20 protein-coding genes are annotated in these 20989 nt (G+C 72.3%); 10 read left to right on the forward strand and 10 right to left on the reverse strand.

Going from position 1 to position 20989, the window contains the following annotated elements; translation table 11 throughout:
* Positions 1-6: 6 nt before the first annotated feature.
* Entirely contained in the window at positions 7-1317 is a 1311-nt protein-coding gene (locus ABZ193_RS05715) for a M20/M25/M40 family metallo-hydrolase (RefSeq protein WP_020417973.1), read from the forward strand.
* Positions 1314-1814 (forward strand): hypothetical protein, encoded by a 501-nt coding sequence (locus ABZ193_RS05720; RefSeq protein WP_354709051.1) that lies wholly within the window; start codon positions 1314-1316, stop codon positions 1812-1814. Before ABZ193_RS05715 ends, ABZ193_RS05720 begins: the two co-directional genes overlap by 4 nt.
* Here the strand turns inward: ABZ193_RS05720 and ABZ193_RS05725 are convergent.
* From ABZ193_RS05725 to ABZ193_RS05740, 4 genes are all read right to left on the reverse strand, one after another.
* Complete coding sequence (locus ABZ193_RS05725) at positions 1811-2122, reverse strand: superinfection immunity protein (RefSeq protein WP_051123519.1); 312 nt, start codon at positions 2120-2122, stop codon at positions 1811-1813. The two genes, ABZ193_RS05720 and ABZ193_RS05725, sit on opposite strands and share 4 nt — an antisense overlap.
* A gap of 127 nt (positions 2123-2249) precedes the next feature.
* Positions 2250-2471 (reverse strand): DUF5703 family protein, encoded by a 222-nt coding sequence (locus ABZ193_RS05730; protein WP_017982338.1) that lies wholly within the window; start codon positions 2469-2471, stop codon positions 2250-2252.
* Positions 2468-3475 (reverse strand): hypothetical protein, encoded by a 1008-nt coding sequence (locus ABZ193_RS05735; RefSeq protein WP_354709052.1) that lies wholly within the window; start codon positions 3473-3475, stop codon positions 2468-2470. Before ABZ193_RS05735 ends, ABZ193_RS05730 begins: the two co-directional genes overlap by 4 nt.
* An 80-nt stretch (positions 3476-3555) precedes the next feature.
* Positions 3556-4518: an aldo/keto reductase gene (locus ABZ193_RS05740; protein ID WP_027935852.1), complete on the reverse strand. Its 963-nt coding sequence runs from the start codon at positions 4516-4518 to the stop codon at positions 3556-3558.
* 284 nt (positions 4519-4802) lie between these two features.
* Between ABZ193_RS05740 and ABZ193_RS05745 the strand changes: the two genes are divergently transcribed.
* From ABZ193_RS05745 to ABZ193_RS05765, 5 genes are read left to right on the forward strand one after another with little or no spacing between them, the layout of a single operon-like run.
* Positions 4803-5639: an undecaprenyl-diphosphate phosphatase gene (locus ABZ193_RS05745; protein ID WP_020417968.1), complete on the forward strand. Its 837-nt coding sequence runs from the start codon at positions 4803-4805 to the stop codon at positions 5637-5639.
* 9 nt (positions 5640-5648) lie between these two features.
* Complete coding sequence (locus ABZ193_RS05750; protein WP_027935851.1) at positions 5649-6365, forward strand: histidine phosphatase family protein; 717 nt, start codon at positions 5649-5651, stop codon at positions 6363-6365.
* Complete coding sequence (locus ABZ193_RS05755; protein WP_354709053.1) at positions 6362-8407, forward strand: M3 family metallopeptidase; 2046 nt, start codon at positions 6362-6364, stop codon at positions 8405-8407. Before ABZ193_RS05750 ends, ABZ193_RS05755 begins: the two co-directional genes overlap by 4 nt.
* Entirely contained in the window at positions 8407-9132 is a 726-nt protein-coding gene (locus ABZ193_RS05760; protein ID WP_354709054.1) for a methyltransferase domain-containing protein, read from the forward strand. The genes ABZ193_RS05755 and ABZ193_RS05760 overlap by 1 nt, the downstream gene beginning before the upstream one ends.
* Positions 9129-9980, forward strand: coding sequence for a methyltransferase domain-containing protein (locus tag ABZ193_RS05765; RefSeq protein ID WP_354709055.1), 852 nt, complete (start codon positions 9129-9131; stop codon positions 9978-9980). The genes ABZ193_RS05760 and ABZ193_RS05765 overlap by 4 nt, the downstream gene beginning before the upstream one ends.
* A 64-nt stretch (positions 9981-10044) precedes the next feature.
* On the opposite strand, the gene ABZ193_RS05770 is transcribed toward ABZ193_RS05765, so the two are convergent.
* Entirely contained in the window at positions 10045-11493 is a 1449-nt protein-coding gene (locus ABZ193_RS05770; RefSeq protein ID WP_354709057.1) for an amidase, read from the reverse strand.
* A 116-nt stretch (positions 11494-11609) separates the two neighbouring features.
* On the opposite strand from ABZ193_RS05770, the gene ABZ193_RS05775 reads away from it, so the two are divergent.
* The 3 genes from ABZ193_RS05775 to ABZ193_RS05785 are packed head-to-tail and all read left to right on the forward strand — an operon-like array spanning position 11610 to position 13802.
* Complete coding sequence (locus ABZ193_RS05775) at positions 11610-12068, forward strand: MarR family transcriptional regulator (protein WP_020417962.1); 459 nt, start codon at positions 11610-11612, stop codon at positions 12066-12068.
* 19 nt (positions 12069-12087) lie between these two features.
* Entirely contained in the window at positions 12088-13476 is a 1389-nt protein-coding gene (locus ABZ193_RS05780; RefSeq protein WP_354709058.1) for an MFS transporter, read from the forward strand.
* A gap of 32 nt (positions 13477-13508) precedes the next feature.
* Positions 13509-13802 carry a DUF1330 domain-containing protein gene (locus tag ABZ193_RS05785; RefSeq protein WP_020417960.1) on the forward strand — a complete coding sequence of 98 codons (294 nt, stop codon included), beginning with the start codon at positions 13509-13511 and terminating at the stop codon, positions 13800-13802.
* 7 nt (positions 13803-13809) lie between these two features.
* On the opposite strand, the gene ABZ193_RS05790 is transcribed toward ABZ193_RS05785, so the two are convergent.
* The 5 genes from ABZ193_RS05790 to ABZ193_RS05810 form a co-directional block, all read right to left on the reverse strand.
* Positions 13810-14136 carry a YciI family protein gene (locus ABZ193_RS05790; protein WP_354709059.1) on the reverse strand — a complete coding sequence of 109 codons (327 nt, stop codon included), beginning with the start codon at positions 14134-14136 and terminating at the stop codon, positions 13810-13812.
* A 23-nt stretch (positions 14137-14159) separates the two neighbouring features.
* Positions 14160-14606, reverse strand: a complete 447-nt coding sequence (locus ABZ193_RS05795; RefSeq protein WP_354709061.1) for a pyridoxamine 5'-phosphate oxidase family protein — start codon at positions 14604-14606, stop codon at positions 14160-14162.
* Between the two features lie 69 nt (positions 14607-14675).
* Positions 14676-15665 (reverse strand): malate dehydrogenase, encoded by a 990-nt coding sequence (locus ABZ193_RS05800; protein WP_237334841.1) that lies wholly within the window; start codon positions 15663-15665, stop codon positions 14676-14678.
* Positions 15662-17824: an FUSC family protein gene (locus ABZ193_RS05805; RefSeq protein ID WP_354709062.1), complete on the reverse strand. Its 2163-nt coding sequence runs from the start codon at positions 17822-17824 to the stop codon at positions 15662-15664. Before ABZ193_RS05805 ends, ABZ193_RS05800 begins: the two co-directional genes overlap by 4 nt.
* Positions 17821-20916 carry a GH92 family glycosyl hydrolase gene (locus tag ABZ193_RS05810; protein ID WP_354709063.1) on the reverse strand — a complete coding sequence of 1032 codons (3096 nt, stop codon included), beginning with the start codon at positions 20914-20916 and terminating at the stop codon, positions 17821-17823. Before ABZ193_RS05810 ends, ABZ193_RS05805 begins: the two co-directional genes overlap by 4 nt.
* Positions 20917-20989: the final 73 nt, after the last annotated feature.

Below are 20989 nucleotides of genomic sequence, written 5' to 3' on the forward strand. Positions count from 1 at the left end.
GGCGGCGTGAGCATCGAGACCGCGGCCGATGAAGCCGTCACGCTGACCAGCGACCTGATCCGCATCGACACCACCAACACCGGCGATCCGGACACGCTGGTGGGGGAGAAGGCGGCAGCGGAGTTCGTCGCGGAGAAGCTCACCGAGGTCGGCTACGAGATCGAGTACGTGGAGTCCGGCGGCCGCAACCGCCACAACGTCATCACCCGGCTCGCCGGCGCCGACCCCAGCCGCGGGGCGCTGCTCGTCCACGGCCACCTCGACGTCGTCCCCGCGGACGCCTCCGAGTGGTCCGTGCACCCCTTCTCCGGCGCCATCCAGGACGGCTACGTGTGGGGCCGCGGCGCCGTCGACATGAAGGACATGCTCGGCATCATGCTGGCGCTGGCCCGCCACTACAAGCGCGAGAACATCGTCCCGCCGCGCGACATCATCTTTGCCTTCCTCGCCGACGAAGAGGCCGGCGGCAAGTACGGCGCCCAGTGGCTCGTGGACAACCGCCCCGACCTGTTCGAAGGCGCCACCGAGGCGATCAGCGAGGTCGGCGGCTTCTCCATCAGCCTCAAGGACGACGTCCGCACCTACGTGGTGGAGACCGCGGAGAAGGGCATCCGCTGGATGAAGCTGCGCGTGCGCGGCACCGCCGGGCACGGCTCGATGATCCACCACGACAACGCCGTCACCAAGCTCGCCGCCGCCGTCGCGCGGCTCGGGCAGCACCGGTTCCCGCTCGTGCTCACCGACTCCGTGCGCGAGTTCCTCGCCGGCGTCACCGAGATCACCGGCTGGGACTTCCCCGAGGACGACATCGACGGCGCGGTCGCCAAGCTCGGCAACATCTCCCGCATGATCGGCGCGACCCTGCGCGACACCGCCAACCCGACGATGCTCACCGCCGGCTACAAGTCCAACGTCATCCCCTCGGTCGCCGAAGCCGCCGTGGACTGCCGCATCCTGCCCGGCCGCATGGAGGCCTTCGACCGCGAGCTCGACGAGATCCTCGGCCCGGACATCGAGAAGGAGTGGATGGAGCTGCCGCCGGTCGAGACCACCTTCGACGGCGCGCTCGTCGACGCCATGACCGCCTCGATCACCGCCGAGGACCCGGGCGCGAAGGTGCTGCCCTACATGCTCTCCGGCGGCACCGACGCCAAGTCCTTCCAGACGCTGGGCATCCGCAACTTCGGGTTCGTGCCGCTCCAGCTGCCCGCCGACCTGGACTTCTCCGGGCTGTTCCACGGCGTGGACGAGCGGGTGCCGGTCGACGCGCTCAAGTTCGGCACCCGCGTGCTGGACCGGTTCTTCCGCGCCTCGTGACCAGCGCGGCGCAGCTCCGCAAAACGGCGCGGTCCCTGCCGGAAACCACGGAGGACGGCGGCGCCTTCACCGTGGGCGGCGCGGTGTTCGCCGCGCTGGTGGACAAGCAGGTGACGCTGTGGCTGCCCGCGTCCGAGGTGGACGAGCTGCTGGCGGCGCACCCGACGGCCGCCCGGGACAGCGGCGGGGTGCGGGTGCCGCTGGCCGACATCGACGGCCGGCAGCTCAACCACTGGGTGTGGCGCGCCTGGCTGGCGCACGCCCCGGAACACCTCGCGCGCACGGCCACCGCGGCGGTGGCGGGCGAGAGCGGCGACCTGCCGCGGGCCATCGGCCGCCCCGCCACCCGCGCACTGGGCAACGCCGGGATCACCACGCTCGACCAGGTCGCCGCCATGACGGAGGCCGAGCTGCTCGCCCTGCACGGCATGGGCCCCAAAGCCGTGCGCATCCTCCGCGACACGCTCGCGGAGACGGGCCGCTCACTCGCCGGCTAGGTCCCGACCGGGCGGGGCCCGGCTTCCGCGCGCGCCGCGCCGGCCCAGATCAGCGCGGCGACCCAGCCGATGAGGGACCACCCCGCCAGGAGGGTGAACACCGCGATCGGCCGGACGTCGGCCACACCGCGGCGGCGGGCGAGCAACACCGGCGCGAACCACACCGGGACGCATGTGACCAGCGCGACGATGCCCAGCAGCACCACCAGCGCCACGCCCATCCCGGCGAAGACCGCCAGCAACGCCACGGCCACCGCGACCCCGGCGCAGGCGGCGGTCACGACACGGACAACGGGCGAGGAGGACATGCTGCTCCTTCCAAGGGGCAGCACTGAGATCGACACGAGGGCCCCACCCGTTACCGCTCTTCGCGCGTAGCGCATCCGTCGAGGGGGCGGCTCTGGGCCCGGCGCCCAGCTGCGGGCGCCGCTCGGGTCAGATCAGGACCTCGGGCAGGGCGGTGGCCGGCTGCCGCTTGCGACGCAGCCACACCCGCCGGGTGCCGTCGGAGTAGAGCCGGACCGTCGAGAGCTCCCACCCGCCGTACTCGGCGTTGATGGACAGCTGCGTGGCCGCGGCCCGCCGGGAGACGCCGGGTGGCAACTGCAACCGGCGGTACTCCCAGTCCTCGTCGACCACCGCCTCCTGGTGCTTCATGGCTGGATCACCTGGACCCCTTCTCCCGCCGCGGAGCCGACGACCACCCGCCCGCTCCGCTCCTCGACGGTAACCGAATCCGGCTGCCGGACCGTCGGGAAACGGTACTTCTCGACCGGTTCGCCGCCGCGCACGTCGAACCCGACGACCTCGTTGCGCTCGGTGAGCGTCACCCACGCCAGCGCGCGCTGCGCGTCGTAGGCGAGGCCGTACGCCCCGCCGGGAACCGGGTACCGCTGCCGCAGCAACAGCGGGCCGGTGGAGAACGCCAGGAGGGCACCGGCGCGGGTGTCGACCACGAGCACCCGGCCGAAGGAGTCCGCGACCGCGTTGGTGGCGCCGTCCCCGGCGCGCAGGCCCTCGGCGATCGTGCCGCCGTCCACGTCCACCGAGAACACGGCGGTGCGCAACTCGTCCAGCACGACGGTGTTCCCGCCGGCCTGCAGCACGTCGTCGGCGCTGTAGAGCTGGCCCTCGATCGTCTTGGTCAGCCGGTCGCCGGTGAACACGTCCACGGCCTTGCGGTCCCGCACCGCGACCAGCGTCCGGTCGCCCTCGACGACCGCGCCGGCCGGCTGACCGGCCACGGCCAGGGTGCTCACCTCGCCGCCGGGCAAGGCGATCCGGGCGACCTGCCCGGCCGCGGGGAGCGTGGCCAGCAGCACCCCGCCGGACACGCGCAGGTGCTCGACCCGCCCGGCGACCGGCACCCGCACCGGCGCGGCCGCCAGGTCAGCGGCCTGGTACAGCAGCACGGCGTCCGGCACGGCGACGGCCAGCGTCCCGGTGGCCGGGTCGGCGGCCAGCGCGATGACCTCGGGGGAGCCGATCACGGTGCCCGCGGGGGCGGCGGCAGGCTGGGGCGACACGGGCGCCGTCGCCGCGACCGGGTCGGCCACGACCTGCAGCGTGTCGGTGGAGTCACCGGACTTCGACGAGCACCCGCTCAGCACCAGGGCGCAGACCAGCACGACACCGGTCCCGACGGTGGCGGAGGAGCGCACAAGACCTCCGGATCGCATTCCTCTGTTGCCTCCAGCATCCCCTGAAAACCCCGCCGCGTCACGTGCCATCCACCCCACGGTCACTTCGTGCCCCGCTCGGGGTAACCGAACTCGACCGCGCTGACGTCGTCCAGCGCCGAGGAGATCGCGACCGGCAGGGCGATCTCCTCCGCCGCCAGCGACCCGGTCAGCTGCCCGGTGTCGCGCGCCCCGACCACCGGCGCGACCACGCCCGGCCGGTCCCGCACCCACGCCAGCGCCACCACCAGCGGCGACACCCCCAGCCCGTCGGCCGCGGTGGCGACCGCCTCGACGATCCGCGCCGCCCGCTCGGTGCGGTGCTGCTCGACGTAGCCGGCGTACTCGGCCGACGCGCCCCGCGAGTCGGCCGGCGTGCCGTGGCGGTACTTGCCGGTCAGCACCCCGCGGCCCAGCGGCGCCCACGGCAGCACGCCGAGCCCGTGGTGGCGGGCCGCCGGGACCAGCTCGCGCTCCACCCCGCGCTCCACCAGCGAGTACTCGGCCTGCGTGGCGACCAGCCCGGCCGGCCGGGCCGCCGCGGCCGAGGCCAGCTGCCAGCCCGCGTAGTTGCACACCCCGGTGTAGCGGACCTTGCCCGAGGTCACCGCGTGGTCCAGCGCCGACAGCGTCTCTTCCAGCGGCACCGAGTCGTCCCACGCGTGCAGCTGCCACAGGTCCAGGTGGTCCACGCCCAGCCGCCGCAGCGACCCCTCCAACGCGGACAACAACGCGCCGCGGGAGGCGCCCCCGCCGAATGGCCCGTCGGTGCGCCGGGCGACGGCCTTGGTCGCCACGACGATCTCGTCACGCGGCACCAGGTCGCCCAGCAGGCCCCCGAGGATCCGCTCGCTCTCGCCGCCGGAGTAGATGTCGGCGGTGTCCACGAGCGTCCCGCCCGCCTCGACGAACGCGACGAGCTGGCTGGCCGCCTCGTCGGCGTCGGTCTCCGCGCCCCAGGACATCGTGCCGAGCGCCATCCGGGAGACCCGCAACCCCGACCTGCCCAGCTGTCGCTTCTGCATGCACAGAGAGTAGCTGCGGCGCGGAGCGCCACCGTTGAGGGTGGCGGTGGGAGACGGGAGGGGGTAGCTGCGGCGCGGAGCGCCACCGTTGAGGGTGGCGGCGGGCGACGGGCGGGCGTAGCTGCGGCGCGGAGCGCCACCGTTGAGGGTGGCGGTGGGAGACGGGTGGGCGTAACGAAAGTACTGTAAAGAACTTGACGAAGGCGGCTCATCGAGTGATCCGCGCCGCCGATAGCCTCTCCCACCGTGCGAACGCGACTGATTTCCCCGAAGGCCCGGTGAGCATGGGCTGGTTCGAAGCACTCGTCCTCGGCCTGGTCCAGGGCCTGACCGAGTTCCTCCCCATCTCCTCCAGCGCCCACCTGCGCATCACCGCGGCGCTCGCCGGCTGGGACGACCCCGGCGCGGCGTTCACCGCGGTCACCCAGATCGGCACCGAGCTGGCGGTCATCCTCTACTTCTCGAAGAAGATCGGCCGCGTCCTGGCCGCCTGGTGGCGCTCGCTCTACCAGCGGGAGGCGCGCCACGACCCGGACGCCCGCCTCGGCTGGCTGATCATCGTCGGGTCGCTGCCGATCGCGGTGCTCGGCCTGCTGTTCCAGGACGCCATCGACAGCGCGTTCCGCGACCTGCGGCTCACCGCGACGACGCTGATCGGGTTCGGCATCCTGCTGCTCATCGCCGACCGGGTGGGCCGCCAGTACCGGACGCTGGACCACCTCACCGTCCCGCATGGTCTCGGCTACGGCTTCGCCCAGGCCATGGCGCTGATCCCCGGCGTGTCCCGCTCCGGCGGCACCGTCACCGCGGGCCTGTTCCTCGGCTACACGCGCGCCGACGCCACCGAGTACGCGTTCCTGCTGGCCGTGCCCGCGGTCTTCGCCTCCGGCCTGTACAAGCTCACCGACATCGGTGGCGAGCACAGCCCGCAGTGGGGGCCGACGATCCTGGCCACCCTGGTCGCCTTCGGCGTCGGCTACCTGGTGATCGCGTGGCTGATGAACTTCATCAAGACCAAGAGCTACGTGCCGTTCGTGATCTACCGGATCGCGCTCGGCGTACTGCTCATCGTGCTGGTCGCCACCGGCGTCCTTGATCCGAACGCGGGTCCCGCCATGTAGGTTGGCGGCGTGGCTACCGTGATCCTGCTCCGGCACGGCCGCTCGACCGCGAACGGGTCGGGCGTGCTGGCCGGGCGGACCCCCAAGGTCGGGCTCGACGACACCGGCCGCGCGCAGGCTCAGGCGCTCGTGGAGCGGCTGGCCGGCGTGCCGCTGGCCGAGGTCGTGTGCTCGCCGATGCTGCGCTGCAAGAACACGGTGGCCCCGCTCGTCGCCGAGCGGGGCCTCACCCGCACCGTCGAACCGCGCCTGTCCGAAGTGGACTACGGCGAGTGGACCGGCCGCGAGCTGAAGGACCTGGTCAAGGAACCGCTGTGGCGGGTCGTGCAGGCCCACCCCTCGGCCGCGGTGTTCCCCGGTGGTGAGGGCCTGGCAGGCATGCAGGCGCGTGCGGTCGCCGCGGTGCGCGAGCACGACGCGCGGATCACCGCCGAGCACGGCGATCACGCCGTCTGGCTGCTGTGCAGCCACGGCGACGTGCTCAAGTCCATCCTGGCCGACGCGCTGGGGCAGCACCTGGACGCGTTCCAGCGGATCGTGGTCGACCCGGCGTCGATCTCCGTGGTCCGCTACACCGAGGTGCGGCCGTTCGTGGTGCGCGTCAACGACCACAGTGCGGATCTGGCCGGGGTGGTGCCGCCGGCGCCGAAGCGCGGTAGGAAGAAGAAGACGTCCTCCGACGCGGAGATCGGAGGGTCGACAGGACAGAAGGGCCGCGCTGGATGACACCGGACAACCCGTTCTCGCAGGCGAGCGACCTGCCCTACGGTCTGCCCCCGTTCGACCGGATCGCCGACGAGCACTTCGGCCCGGCGTTCGAGGCCGGCCTGGCCGAGCACGCCGCGGAGATCGAGGCCATCGCAGGCAACCCGGAGCCGGCGACGTTCGAGAACACGATCGTGGCGCTGGACACCTCGGGCCGCCTGCTGCAGCGCGTCTCGTCGGTGTTCTTCAACCTCACCTCCTCCGACACCAACCCGGCGCGGCAGGAGCTGCAGGCCGAGATCGCGCCGAAGCTGGCCGCCCACTCCGACGCCATCCACCTGAACCCGCGGCTGTTCGCCCGCGTCAAGGACCTCTACGACCGGCGCGACCAGCTGGGGCTGGACGAGGAGTCGGCGTGGCTGCTGGAGCGCACCTACACCGACTTCCAGCGCGCGGGCGCCGGGCTCGACGAGAGCCAGCAGGCCAGGTTGCGGGTGCTCAACGAGGAACTGTCCACGTTGTCCACCCGGTTCCAGGAGAACCTGCTGCGCGACACCAACGACCTGGCCGTGCTGGTCGACGACGCGGCGGAGCTGGCCGGGCTGTCCGACGGCACGATCGCCGCCGCGCGTGAGGCCGCCGCCTCGCGCGGTGTCGAGGGGTACCTGCTCACGCTGAACCTGCCCACCTCGCAGCCGCTGCTGTCCTCGCTGGAGAGCCGGGCGTTGCGGGAACGGCTGTTCACCGCGTCGATCTCGCGCGGCAACCGCGGCAACGACAACGACAACTCGGCCGTGCTGGCGCGGATCGTGCAGCTGCGCGCCGAGAAGGCCGCCCTGCTCGGCCACCCCAACCACGCGGCGTACGTGATCTCCGACGAGACCGCCCGCACCGCCGAGGCCGCCGTCGGGCTGCTGGAGCGGCTCGCGCCCGTCGCCGTGGCCAACGCCCGCCGCGACGCCGCCGAACTGCAGACCTACCTCGAACAGGACCACCCCGGCGCCACGCTCGAGCCCTGGGACTGGGCCTTCTACGCCGAACGCGTCCGCAAGGCGAAGTTCGACCTCGACGACGCGACGCTGCGGCCCTACTTCGAGCTGGACCGCGTGGTGCGCGACGGCGTCCTCCACGCGGCGAGCCGGTTGTACGGGCTGAGCTTCACCGAACGCCACGACCTGCCCGTCTACCACCCGGACGTGCGGGTGTTCGAGGTCTTCGACGCCGACGGCAGCCCACTGGGCCTGTTCCTCGGCGACTACTACACGCGCGACTCCAAGCGCGGCGGCGCGTGGATGAACACCTTCGTCGACCAGTCGCACCTGCTGGGCGAGCGGCCGGTGGTGGTCAACAACCTCAACATCGCCAAGCCGCCCGCCGGTGAGCCGACGCTGCTCACCTTCGACGAGGTCACCACCCTGTTCCACGAGTTCGGGCACGCGCTGCACGCGCTGGTGTCGGACGTGCGCTACCCGAAGTTCTCCGGCACCAACGTGCCGCGGGACTTCGTGGAGTACCCGTCGCAGGTCAACGAGATGTGGATGCTGTGGCCGGAGGTGCTGGCCAACTACGCCAAGCACCACGAGACCGGTGAGCCGCTGCCGCAGCGCCTGGTGGAGCGGCTGGAGGAGTCGGCCCAGTACGGTCAGCCCTTCGCCACCACCGAGTACCTGGCCGCGTCGCTGCTGGACCAGGCCTGGCACGGGCTGGGCACCGAGGACGCGGTCGGCGACGTCGCTTCGTTCGAGGCCGCCGCGCTGGAGAAGGCCGGGGTGGCGGTGCCGGCGATCCCGCCGCGCTACCGCAGCACCTACTTCGCGCACGTGTTCAGCGGCGGCTACTCGGCCGGGTACTACTCCTACATCTGGAGTGAGGTGCTCGACGCCGACACCGTGGAGTGGTTCAAGGAGAACGGCGGTCTCAAGCGCGAGAACGGCGACCACTTCCGGGCCACGCTGCTCTCCCGCGGCGGCGCCGGTGACCCGATGGGCTTCTTCCGCGACTTCCGCGGCCGGGACCCGGAGATCGCGCCGCTCCTGGCGCGCCGCGGCCTGACCGGCGCGTGATGGAGGTCGGGCGGGAGGCGCAGTACGACGTCTTCGCCGAGGAGTTCCTCGACCACGCGCGGGACGGCTTCTACAACGCGCACCTGGACCGGCCGGCGTGCCTGGACCTGCTCGGGGACGTCGCCGGTCTGCGGGTGCTCGACGCCGCGTGCGGTCCGGGCCTGTACGCGGAGGAGCTGGTGGCGCGGGGCGCGGCGGTGGTCGGCGTGGACATCAGCCCGCAGATGGTCGAGCTGTCCCGGCGCCGCGTCCCGGCCGGGGAGTTCCGCGTGCACGACCTCGCCGAGCCGCTCGACTGGCTGCCGGACGCCTCGGTGGACCGGGTGCTGTTCGCGCTGGCCGTGGAGTACGTCGACGACCGGGTGGCGCTGCTGCGGGAGCTGCGCCGCGTGCTCCGGCCGGGCGGGGCGCTGGTGCTGTCCCGGCAGCACCCGTTCGGCGACTGGCTCCGGCACGGCGGCAACTACTTCGAGCCGCGCGTGGTCGAGGAGGTGTGGAGCCGCGGCTGGCGGGTCCGCTACTGGCTCTCCCCGCTGGAGCAGACCTGCGAGGAGCTGCGCGCGGCCGGGTTCCTGGTCGAGCGGCTGCTCGAACCCCGCCCGTCACCCGCGGCTGAGGCGCTCGACCCTGAACGTTTCGAACGCCTCAGCCGCGAGCCGACGGGGTTCCTCGCGATCCGCGCCGTGCCGGATCCCCGTCACTGCTGCCAGGGGGAGAGACCGTGACCGACACGCCGACCGTCGACTCGTCCAACACCGATCAGTTCCGCTCCTGGGACGGTGGCAATGGAGCGTTCTGGACCGAGCGCGCCGAACGCTTCGACGAGGGTATGTCCGGCTATCACGGCGAACTGTTGAAGGCGGCCGAAATCCAGCAGGATTCCACGATCCTGGACATCGGATGCGGCAGCGGTCAAGTCACTCGTGACGCGGCCCGCATCGCCCGTGGAGGTTCGGCGCTGGGCGTCGACCTGTCGTCGACGCTGCTGGACCTCGCGCGCGCACTGGCAGCGGAGGAGCGGCTGACCAACGCGGCCTTTGTCCAGGCGGACGCGCAACTCCACGACTTCGGTGAGTCGCGCTTCGACGTCGCTGTCAGCAGGCACGGCACCATGTTCTTCGGCGACCGGCAGGCGGCGTTCGCCAACATCGCACGCGCCATCCAGCCAGGCGGCCGCTTCGTGCAGCTGACGTGGCAGGCGCTCGACCGCAACGAGGGCATCAGGACCTTTCGCACCATCGCGTCCGGGGGCCGTGAGCTTCCACCGCCACCACCTGAGGCTCCGACCCCCTTCTCGCTGAGTGACCCTGATCGAGTGCGTCAGCTGCTCACCGAGGCAGGCTTCGCCGACATCGAGATAACGGACTTGTCCATGCCCATGTACTACGGCCGCGATGTCGAGGACGCGTTCGACTTCATCACCGGCAACTTCGCCGCTGCGCTGCGCCAACTCGACAACGAACGGCGCGCCCACGCCATCGACGCGCTCAGAGCCGACATCGCCGCCCACCTCACCGACCGGGGCGTGCTGTACGGCGCGGCACACTGGCTCATCAACGCCCGGCGCACTTGACCGGAGGGCCGACCGGGGGCCCGCCCGCGCGCCTCGTCCGCGGCGGGCCCTCCGGTGGGGCGCCCTACCGCGGCGCTTGGAAGCCGCCGATCTCGTGCTCCAGCAGTTCGGCCAGGCGCAGCGGGGTGCGGTCCTCGAACATCGGGCCGATGAGCTGCACCCCCACCGGCAGGCCCTCGGGGGAGCGGCCGGCCGGGATCGCGGTCGCGGGCAGGCCGGGCATCGTCGCCACGCCGGCCCAGACGAGCTGGTCGAAGTACGGGTAGCCGGCGCCGTCGATGTCGATGCGGCGTTCCATCGGGTTCGGGCTGTGGTCGTGCGGGAACGCGGGCGTCGGCGTGATCGGGCAGACCACGGCGTCGAACTCGGCGAAGAACTGCCGCCAGCCGTGGCGGTGGAGTTCGCGGCGGTGGTTCGCCGCCAACCAGTCGTGGTGGCTGAACACCATGGCGCGCAACCGCACGGCGTCGAGGCTGCGGTCGTCCTCGCTCAGCCCGGCCACGCGGGCTCGCAGTTGCTCGTCGTCGATGGGGAACCGCGCGACAGCGCCGGAGATCAGCAACTGTATGTAGAGCGTCGCGGCTTCGGCCAGGTCGGGCAGCAGCCCGCTGTGCCATTCGACGCGGGCGCCGCCGCCGGTGAGCGCGGCGGCCACCCGGTGCACGCCCGCCCGCACCGCGGCCCCAGTCGGGAGGAGCGGATGTTCGTCCAGCACCAGGACCCGGAAGTCGCTCAGCCGCTCGTGACGTGCGGGCGGCAGCGCCACCTGGTGCGCCTTGCCGGCCGTCAGCGGGTCCGGGCCGGCCATGACGTCGAGCAGGAGCGCGAGGTCGCGGGCGGTCCGGGCCATCGGACCGACGACGGCGAGGTCGAGGTCGACCGGCAAGGCCGGCCCCGGCGGCGCGACCATGCCGCGCGGCGCCGCCAGCCCGAGCGTCGGCTTGTGCGCGTAAATGCCGCAGAAGTGCGCGGGGGTGCGCAGCGAACCGGCGAGGTCGGAGCCGATGGACAACGCGCCGAACCCGCACGCCAGCGCCGCCGCCGATCCGCCGGAGGACCCGCCCGCCGTGCGGTCGTGGTCCCACGGGTTGCCGGTGGTGCCGTAGATCTCGTTGAAGGTCTGGATGTCCTGCAGCCCCAACGGCACGTTCGTCTTGCCCAGCACCACCGCGCCCGCGGCCTTGAGCCGCGAAACCTGCACCGCGTCCTCGGCGGGCCGGAACTCCCGGTGTTGCGGCATGCCCCAGGTCGTCGGCAACCCGGCCACGTCGTAGGACTCCTTGACCGTCACCGGAATCCCGAGCAGCGGCCGGTCCTCGCCGCGGGCGCGAGCCCGGTCCGCGGCGCGCGCGGCGGCTCGCGCGCGGTCGAAGTCCGGCACGCAGATCGCGTTGACCGCCTTGTCCTCGCGCTCGATGCGGTCGATGGCCTCGTCGGTCAGTTCCACTGAGGACACCGCACCGGCACGCAACGCGGCAGCCAGCTCCTCGGCCGGCTTCAAGCTCCACTCCATGAATCCGACGCTATCCGCGAGCCGGAGAGGGCACAAAATCCCTTCTCCCACAACGAAAAGGTGGGCTGGACGACAACTTACATAAACGATGTATATAAAGATGCTATGCTTCTGCCGTGAGCCGTCAAGACACCGCTCCCGGCGCGGCTGCCGCCATCGGGGCCGCCCTCTACGGCCTGGCCACCAGCGCCGTGAGACGCCTGCCCCGGGACATGAGCCTGACCTCCGCCGCCACCCTGGCCACCCTGGACCGGACCGGCCCGCGGCGCATCACCGATCTGGCCGCGATCGAGGGCGTCACCCAGCCCGCGATGACCGCACTGGTCCGGGTGATGGAGGAGGCCGGCCTGGTCGAGCGGCGGGGCGACGCGGCCGACAAGCGGGTCACGCTGGTGTGCCTGACCGAGGCCGGCGCCTCCTACGTCCGGACGCGGCGCCAGGCCGGCGTCAACGCGTTCGAGCGGTTGATCGGCGAGCTGACCGGCGAGGAAGTCGAGGCGCTGGTGGCGGCCCTTCCGGCGCTGAAGCACCTGGCAGAGCTCGAAAGCCGGGACCGCGAAGGGTCGAAAAAGTGATCGGCCGGGCGAGGTCGCGGTGAAGGCGTTCCCGGCGGCGCGTTCCGAGCCGCGGCTGCTGGTCCCCGCCCTGATGTTCATCGCTCTGGTCGTGGCGGCGGTCGGCAGCCTCGGGACACCGCTCATCACCAGCGTGGCGACCTCGTTCCACGTCTCGCTCGACAGCGCGCAGTGGACGCTGACCGTCGCGCTGCTCAGCGGCGCCGTCGCCACGCCCGTCCTGGGCCGGCTCGGAGCCGGCCCGCACCGGCGCGCCACGATCCTCGCCACGCTGGCGATCGTCGTCGCCGGCAGCGCGCTCACCGTGCTGCCGCTGCCGTTCGCGTGCCTGCTGGCCGGGAGGGCGGCCCAGGGCGTCGGCCTCGGGCTCACGGCGCTGATGATGGGCGTGGCCCGGGACCACCTCCCCGAGGAGCGCGGCGCGGCCGTGATCGCCCTGATCTCGGTGGTCTCGATCATCGGGGCCGGCGTCGGCTACCCGCTGACCGCACTGCTCGCCGAACTCGGCGGGGTGCGGGCCGCCTACGGCCTCGGCCTGATCGTCACCGCCGCCGCACTCCTGACCGCGTGGCGCTCCATGCCCGAAGCCCCCGCGGGCCGCTCCGCCCGCCTGGACGTGGCGGGCACGATCGTCCTGGCCGCCGCGCTGCTCCTGGTGCTGTTCCTGGCCGGCGAACGGAACCTGTGGAGCCGGCACCTCGCCGTGGCGGCAGGACTCGCCGTCGTCGCAGTGGTGCTGCTCTGCGTCTGGGCCGTCGTCGAGCTGCGCACCAGGACGCCCCTGGTGGATGTGCGGGCGGTGCGGCACCCGGCGGTCGCCGGGGCGAACCTCGCCATGTTCGTCGGCGGGATCGGCATGTACCTCCTGCTCACCCTCATCACCCGGTACGCGCAGACGCCGCCCGGCGCCGGCTACGGCTTCGGGCTGACGACCTTCGTCGCCGGGCTGGTCCTCATCCCGTTCTCGGTGCTGGGGTTCGTCGCAGGCAAGCTCACGCCGCGGCTGCGGACGCGGATCGCCGACCCCCTGCTCCTGGCCGGCAGCGCCGTCGTGATCGGCGGCGGGTTCGCCCTGTTCGCGGCGGCCCGGTCGGACCTGGCCGAACTGTTCGCGGCGATGGGCGTGCTCGGTTTCGGCGTCGGCGGCTTCTCGGCCGCGATGCCGGGCGTCATCCTGGCCGTCACCCCCAAGAGCGAGACGTCGAGCGCCATGAGCTTCAACTACGTCGTCCGCAGCGTCGGCTACTCCCTGGGCAGCGCCCTCGGCGGCCTCGTCCTCGCCGCGGGCACCGGCCCCGGCCTCCTCTTCCCCGACGACAGCGCTTACACCACCGCGGCGCTGATCGGCATCGGCGCCATGGCGATCACGACGCTGACCAGCCTCGCGCTCGCCCGCCGACGCTCATAAGTCAGAGCACCCATCACAACACTGGAGGTTCCATGCCCAAGGGCTACTGGGTCAGCGTGTACCGCACCATTTCCGACCCCGAAAAGCTGGCTGCCTACAACAAACTGGCCAGTCCGGCCGTCCGGGCCGCGGGCGGGCGGCCCCTCATCCTCGGCGGCCGGGTCGTCGCGCACGACGCCGGGATCGCCGAGCGCACCGTCCTGGTCGAGTTCGACAGCTTCGAGCAGGCCGTCGCGGCGCGCGAGAGCGCGGCCTACCAGGAGGCGCTGGCCGTCCTCGCCGACGGGGTCGAGCGCGACTTCCGCATCGTCGAGGGCATCGACTAGCCGGAGGTCAGCCCTGGAGCGGCCACACCTCGACCACCCCGTGCGCCACCGCGCACGGGGTCCCGGCCACCATCCGCGTGGCCTCCTCCAGCGTGTCGGCCTCGATGATCGCGAACCCGGCGACCGGCAGGTCCGACCGCAGGAACGGGCCCGGCGTCACCTGGGTGCCGGCCGCGTCGTGGTTGCGCACCTGCACCGGCTCGCCCGCGATCCCCATCTCGACCCCGGCGGCGCGCAACCGGGAGTCGTGCTCGTGGGCGGCCGTCCGCACCTCCTCGGCGGTCCGCTCGTAGCCCGCGCTGTCCCCGTAGCCGATGGTGATGAACTTCCCCATCGGGGCAAGGTAGCGCCGCCCGGTCAGCCGAGCCAGTGCCCGTCGCGCATGAGGGTGCGTCCCGGCAGCTCGTTGGCCTCCCGCCAGGCCTGCACCCGCGTCGGCCGGATCCGGAAGTACTGGTACGGCTGGGTCTCCGCACGCGGGTCGAACCCGGTCCGCGCGGCGAACGCCTCGCACGCCGCCGCGTCCGGCTCGACCGGCTCGGCGACGCCGTCGACGAGGACGACGTCCCGCGTCGGGCCGAGGCCCAGGCGCACCCGGCCGTCGGCCAGCAGGTTCCGGCTGGTGAGCGAGCCACGTGGGGTGGCGACGAGCAACGCGGCGCCGTCCCACAGGTAGGACAGCGGGATCAGGTGCACGCCCGCCTCACCGGAAGTCGCCACCCACAGGTCGACGTCGGCCTCCAGCCGGGCGCGGGTGTCGCGCAGCCGCTCGGCGAGCCCGCGCGGCGGATCGATCGCAGTCATGATCACCACGCTAATGCCGGAGGGCCGGCCCCCGTCAGGGAACCGGCCCTCCGCGCACCACCAGGAAAATCAGATGAGACCGAGCTTCTTCACGGCCTCGCGCTCCTCGGCCAGCTCGTTGACCGACGCGTCGATGCGGCCGCGGGAGAACTCGTTGATCTCCAGGCCCTGGACGATCTCGTACTTGCCGTCCTTGCAGACGACCGGGAACGAGGAGATCAGGCCCTCCGGCACACCGTAGGAACCGTCGGACGGCACGGCCATCGAGGTCCAGTCACCCTCGGGGGTGCCGTTGACCCAGTTGTAGATGTGGTCGATGGCGGCGTTGGCGGCCGACGCGGCCGACGACGCGCCACGGGCCTCGATGATCTCCGCGCCGCGCTTGGCCACGCGCGGGATGAACTCCTCGGCCAGCCACTTCTCGTCGTTGACGGCCTCGGCGGCGTTCTTGCCGGCGACCTCGGCGTGGAAGATGTCCGGGTACTGGCTGGCGGAGTGGTTGCCCCAGATCGTCAGCTTCTTGATCTCGCTGACCGGGGCGTTCAGCTTCTTCGCCAGCTGGGCGACGGCGCGGTTGTGGTCCAGGCGGGTCATGGCGGTGAACCGCTCGGCCGGGACGTCGGGCGCGTGCGACTGCGCGATGAGGGCGTTGGTGTTAGCGGGGTTGCCGACCACCAGGACGCGGATGTCGTCGGCGGCGCCGGCGTTGATCGCCTCACCCTGCGGCTTGAAGATGCCGCCGTTGGCCTCCAGCAGGTCGGCCCGCTCCATGCCCTTGGTGCGCGGGCGCGCGCCCACCAGCAGCGCCACGTTGGCGCCGGCGAAAGCCTGCTTCGCGTCGTCGAAGATGTCGATGCCCGCGAGCAGCGGGAACGCGCCGTCCTCCAGCTCGAGCGCCGTGCCCTCGGCCGCCTTGACCGCCTGCGGGATCTCCAGCAGCCGCAGCTTCACCGGCGTGTCCGGGCCGAGCAGCTGACCGGACGCGATGCGGAACAGCAGCGCGTAGCCGATCTGGCCGGCGGCGCCGGTTACGGTGACGTTGACGGGGGCTTGGGTCATTGCGTACTCCTGCGGACGGAATCTTGGCTTGTGCTGGTGACCCTATCGCCCTCTGCCTGCGCTGACGTGGTGCGTCGCCTCACGTTCTGCTGAACCGATCGAGTCGAATCGGCCACCGGCACCTCGAACGCCCTGCCCAGCGCGACGATCCCGGCCTCCAGGCGGCCCAGGCTGGTGAGCACGGAGCGTGCCTGGGCGTTGTCCGTCTCACGGGTCTCCGGCGCGGCGGTGTTGCGCACCAGCTTCCCGCGCTCGTCGCCGTCGAGGGCGTCGCGCAGCACGTCGACGTTGCGGCTGATCCGCTCGATCACCGCGGTCAGCCGGTCGTCGGCGGGCAGCAGGCCCGGTTCGGAGCGGGCCGCGATCTGCCGCGCCCGGAACGCCAGCCGTTCCAGCGTGCTCATCACGTACCAGCCGTAGTCGCGGCGGCTGGCGAGGCTGATCGGGTGGGTCAGCGGCTCGATCGTGGTGCGCACCTTCTCCACCGAGCGGTCCAGCTCGCGCGAGAGTTCGATCACGTTCACGTTCTCCCGCCCGGACAGCAGCGCCTCCGCGCCGGCCAGGAACTCGCACAGGTCCGTCAGGGCGTCGTCGATGTCGGACACCATCACGGTGCGGGTGCGCACCGGCACCACCAGGACCGCCGCGATCAGGCCCGCGGCCGCGCCGATCGCGGTCTCGGCCACCCGCACCCACAGCACCTCGACGCTGAACGTGCCGAGCAGGCTGTAGAGCAGGCCCAGCATGCAGGTGATGAAGAAGGCCATCAGCAGCTGCGACACCCGCGCCACGTAGACCAGGCAGAACACGCACACCAGGATCAGCACCACCGTGGCGACCGTGTTGCCGGTGACCAGCAGCGCCAGCAGCATCCCGCCGAAGATCCCGCCCAGGGTGCCGGTGACGCGGCGGAACCCCTTCACGAACGTCGCGCCCGCGGTGCTGGTGTTGAGGAACACCACGAACACCGTCAGCACCGCCCAGTACCAGCGGGAGTCGGAGATGAACTCGCCACCGAGCACGGCGAGCCCGCCGCCGACCATCGCCTGGATCGCGCTGCGGGTGCGGTTGTCGTAGGCGAGGACCTTCTTGGGCTCCTCTTCGGTCTCCTCCTCGGGCAGTTCGGTCTCGGCCGAGTAGTCCTTCTCGGCGACGCGCTGCGCGTTGACGTCGGCCAGCGCCAGCTCGGCGATCGCGCGGCGCACCTCGTCGCCGGGTTCGGTGCGCTCGGCGAGCCGGCTGCCGGCGACCAGCATCTTGCTGAACTCCTCGGTGTCGCTGATCACCGGCAGATCGCGGGGATCGCGCTCGATCAGAGAGTCCAGCCGCAGCAGGCTCGCGATCAGGTCGTCGCGGACCGCCTCCGGCAGCGCGCCCTCCTCGGCGGCGCGGCGCACGGTGATCGCGAGCCACTGGCAGGCCAGCTCCACGGCGAGCAGGCGGCGGCGCAGCAGCTGCGTGCCGGTCTCGTCGAACAGGTCGCCGATGGTGTCCTCGATCATCAGGACGGCCTCGTGCAGGCGGGTGTCGGCCTTGCGCAGCTGGTTGATCCGCCACTCGCTGCCGCCGCTGGCCAGGCACGCGGCCGCGGCCCGCACCACGGCGCTGATCCGGGCGCGGAACGCGCGGCGGGCCCGCAGCAGCTCGCCCTCCGGGCGCCGCCGCAGCACCGCGAACCGCATCACGGCGTTCGCGGCGAGCCCGATCGCCAGGGCGAGGATGTATTCGGGCAGCTGGCGCGGGTGGATCGCGAGGAACATCGCGAAGAAGAACATGAAGAACGACAGCGCGCCCATCGCGGTGCCGCGCGGCGCGAACCGCTGCGCGTAGACCGCGAGGAAGATCAGCAGCACGAACAGCACGCTGTCCAGCGGGGGAGCGGTGGCGCCGAACGCGGCGACGGTGAGCGAGGCCGACCCGCACAGCATGACCAGCACGAGCGTGATCGCCTGGTCCTTCGGCGTCTTGTCGTTGACGCTGAACGCCGAGTTCATCGCCGCGATGCTGGCCACCATGATCGTCGGGATCGGGCGGCCGAGCAGGAGCAGCACCAGGATCGACAACACGATCCCGCCCACCGCGATCCCGGCCAGCCGCAACCGCACCAGCCCCGGATCGGCGGCGACCAGCCGGTCCTGGGCCACCTTCCACACCCTCATGCACGGCCCCCGAGCAGTTCCCATTCGGTCAGCGCGGTCCGCCGCCCGGTCGCCGCGGTGATCCGCAGCCGGTAGGCACGGTACGTGCCGGGCTCGGCGATGGAGAACGGGCGGGTCTGCCGCCGCCACCGGAACCGCTCGCCGCGACGCTCGTCCAGCCGCACCCACGACTCCCCGTCGGTGGTGCCTTCCAGCACCCAGTCGCGCGGGTCGCCGCCGCGGGCGGCGGAGGTCAGGGTGTAGAGCTCGACCCGCGCCGGTTCGCCGACGGTGCACTCGATCACCGGGGTGCGCGAGCGGAACGTGACTTGGGTGGCGGTGGTGTCGGCGAACAGCGGGGTCACGTCGGTGCCGTCGTCGCAGCTGCCGGCGCCGGTGACGTCGGCCAGCGGGTGCGCGCCCAGTGACGGCGGTGGATCACCCCAGCCGGTGGGGGTTTCCGTGACGTCGAACTCCAGGTGGCCGGCGGTGATCAGGTCGGCGTGCGGCAGCCAGGTCGAGTGGTGCGGCTTGCCGTCGATCGTCACGCCCCGCACGTAGGGCCCGCGGCCGGGGGCGCTGATCGTCACCGTCCGCCCGTTCTCCTGGCGCAGCCGGGCCCGCTCGAACAGCGGCGCGGTCAGCACGTAACCCGGGTTGCCCGGCGCCAGCGGGTACAGGCCCAGCGCGGCGAGCACGTACCAGGCGGACATCTCGCCGTTGTCCTCGTCGCCCGGGTAGCCCTGCCCGATCTCGCTGCCCAGGTAGCAGCGGGTCAGCACCTCCCGGACGATCGCCTGCGTCTTGGCCGCGGCGCCGGCGTGGCAGTACATCCACGGGATGTGGTGGCTGGGCTGGTTCGAGTGCCCGTACTGGCCGAGCCGGACGTCCCGCGCCTCGGTCATCTCGTGGATGATCCCGCCGTAGGACCCCGGGACGCGGCCCGTCTCCGGGGTGGCGAAGAACATGTCCAGTTTGGACTCCAGCGCCGCGCGGCCGCCGAGCAGCGCGGCCAGGCCTGCGCCGTCGTGCGGCACGGAGAACGCGGTGTTCCAGGCGTTGGTCTCCGGCTGGTCGAAGCCCCACCGGGCCGGGTCGTGGTGTTCCGGCGCCAAGCGCCACCGGCCGTCGCGGTGACGGCCCTGGAAGAACCCGGTGGCCGGGTCGAAGTGGTTGACGTACTGCGCGGCGCGCTGCCGGAAGTAGCGGGCGTCGTCGGTGTGCCCCAGCTCCTCGGCGAGCGCGGCGAGGCCGAAGTCGTTGAGGCAGCCCTCCAGCGCCCAGGACAGGCCCTCGTGCGTGGTCAGCGGCGTGAAGCCGAGGAAGATCGACTCTCGCAGGCCTTGCCGCCCGACGCTGCGGCCGGGCGGGGTGACGGTCGCGTTGCGCAGCGCGGCGTCGTAGGCGGCGTGCACGTCGAAGTTCCGCACGCCTCTGCGGTAGGCGTCGGCGAAGGCGACGTCGGAGCTGGTGCCGGTCATCAGGTTCGCGTAGCCGGGGGAGGACCAGCGCGCGATCCAGCCGCCCTCGCGGAACTGCTGCACGAACCCCTCGATCAGCTCCCCGCAGCGTCGCGGCGCCAGCAACGCGAGCGCGGGCCACACCGTGCGGTAGGTGTCCCAGAAGCCGTGGTTGACCGACATCGGGCCGTCCACGACCTTCGCCCCGGTCCGGGTGCGGGTGCTCGGCCACCAGCGGCGCCGCACCGGGCTGGCGTGACGGACTCCGCGCGGGGTCTGTTCGTGGGACGAGTTCGGGTACAGGAACAGCCGGTACAGGCCGGAGTAGAAGGTGGTCAGCTCGTCCGGGGTGGCGCCGTCGATCTCGACCCGGCCCAGCACCTCCTGCCACGCCGCCCGCGCCCGCTCGCGGACCTGCTCGAAGGTGGTGCCTGCCGGGATCTCCTGCTCGAGGTTGCGGCGCGCCTGCTCCAGGCTGATCAGGGAGGTCGCGATCCGCAGCTCGACCTTCGGTGTGTCGAAGGACAGGTAGCCGGTGTTGGGCCAGCGCAGGCGGCGGCCGCCTGTGGCTGCCCGGTCGAAGGTGCCGTACACGAACATCCGGCGCGCGCCGACGGACAGGCGGCTGCGTGCCCACGTGTGCCCGGTGACCACCCCGCGCGCCGGGTCGACGCGCAGGCCGCCGCGCCGGTTGACGTTGTCGAACAGCACCCACCCGCCCTCGCCGGGGAAGCTGAAGCGGATGAGCGCGGCGTGGTCGGTGGGTGCGAGGTCGACGGTGATGCCGTTGTCGAAGCGCACCCCGTAGTGGTGCGGCCGGTCGGTCTCGTTGTCGTGGGAGAACGCCAGTGCCCGCGCCTTCCGGTCCGCGGTGACCGGACCGATTCCCGGCAGGAATTGGAAGGGGTGCCGGTCGCCCATCCACGGGCTCGGCTGGTGGCTGACCGCGAAGGCCTGCAGCTCGGGGCGGTTCTGTGCGTTGTTGCGCCGGTGGTACTCGTACAGCCAGTCGAGTGACCCGGCGTCGGTCACCGGGGTCCAGAAGTTGAAGCCGTGCGGCATCGCGGTGGCCGGGAAGGTGTTGCCGCGGGAGAACTCGTTGCTGGAGTGGGTGCCGCGCGTGGTGCGCACCCAGTCGACCGGGTCCCGCGGGCCTTCGGGTGGCGCGCCGGCGATCGCGACGTCGTCGACCCAGCCCGACACCGGCTCACCCGGCGACGGCTCGGCGAGCAACACGACGGCCCGAGCCCGGCGGCCCGCGGCCTCGCCGAGCGGGTGGCGCACGAGGTTCCACTGGTCGAGGTAGAGGGTCTTGGACTCGCCCGCGTCGAGCGCCGACCCCCCGATCAGGGTGCCGTCGTCCAGCTCGACGGCCAGTGCGACGAAGGTGCTGCGCCAGCTCGGCCCGGCATCGGACTCCGGGAACACCACATAGGACAGTCGGGTGTCGGCGCCGATCTCGAAGTCCACTTCGAACAGCACCTGACGGGCGGGTTGGTCCGCCGTGTAGCGGGCGGCGCGCACCCCCGTGAACCCCACGCCGGGTTTGGCCGCGGGCGCCCGCCCCGGCCCGGAGCCGACGGTCACGACCGCGCCGGAGATGGGCCGCGGATCACCGTCCTCGAACGAGGAGAAGAAGTGGGTCCGGGTCACGTCGCCTACCGTAACCGGCCGCCCCGCTCCCTTCCCGCCGAGCAGTTCCAAGCTGGACAATCCGGGGCACGTC

It is taken from the genome of Amycolatopsis sp. NPDC006125, from assembly GCF_040614195.1.
Lineage (GTDB): Bacteria > Actinomycetota > Actinomycetes > Mycobacteriales > Pseudonocardiaceae > Amycolatopsis_E > Amycolatopsis_E tucumanensis.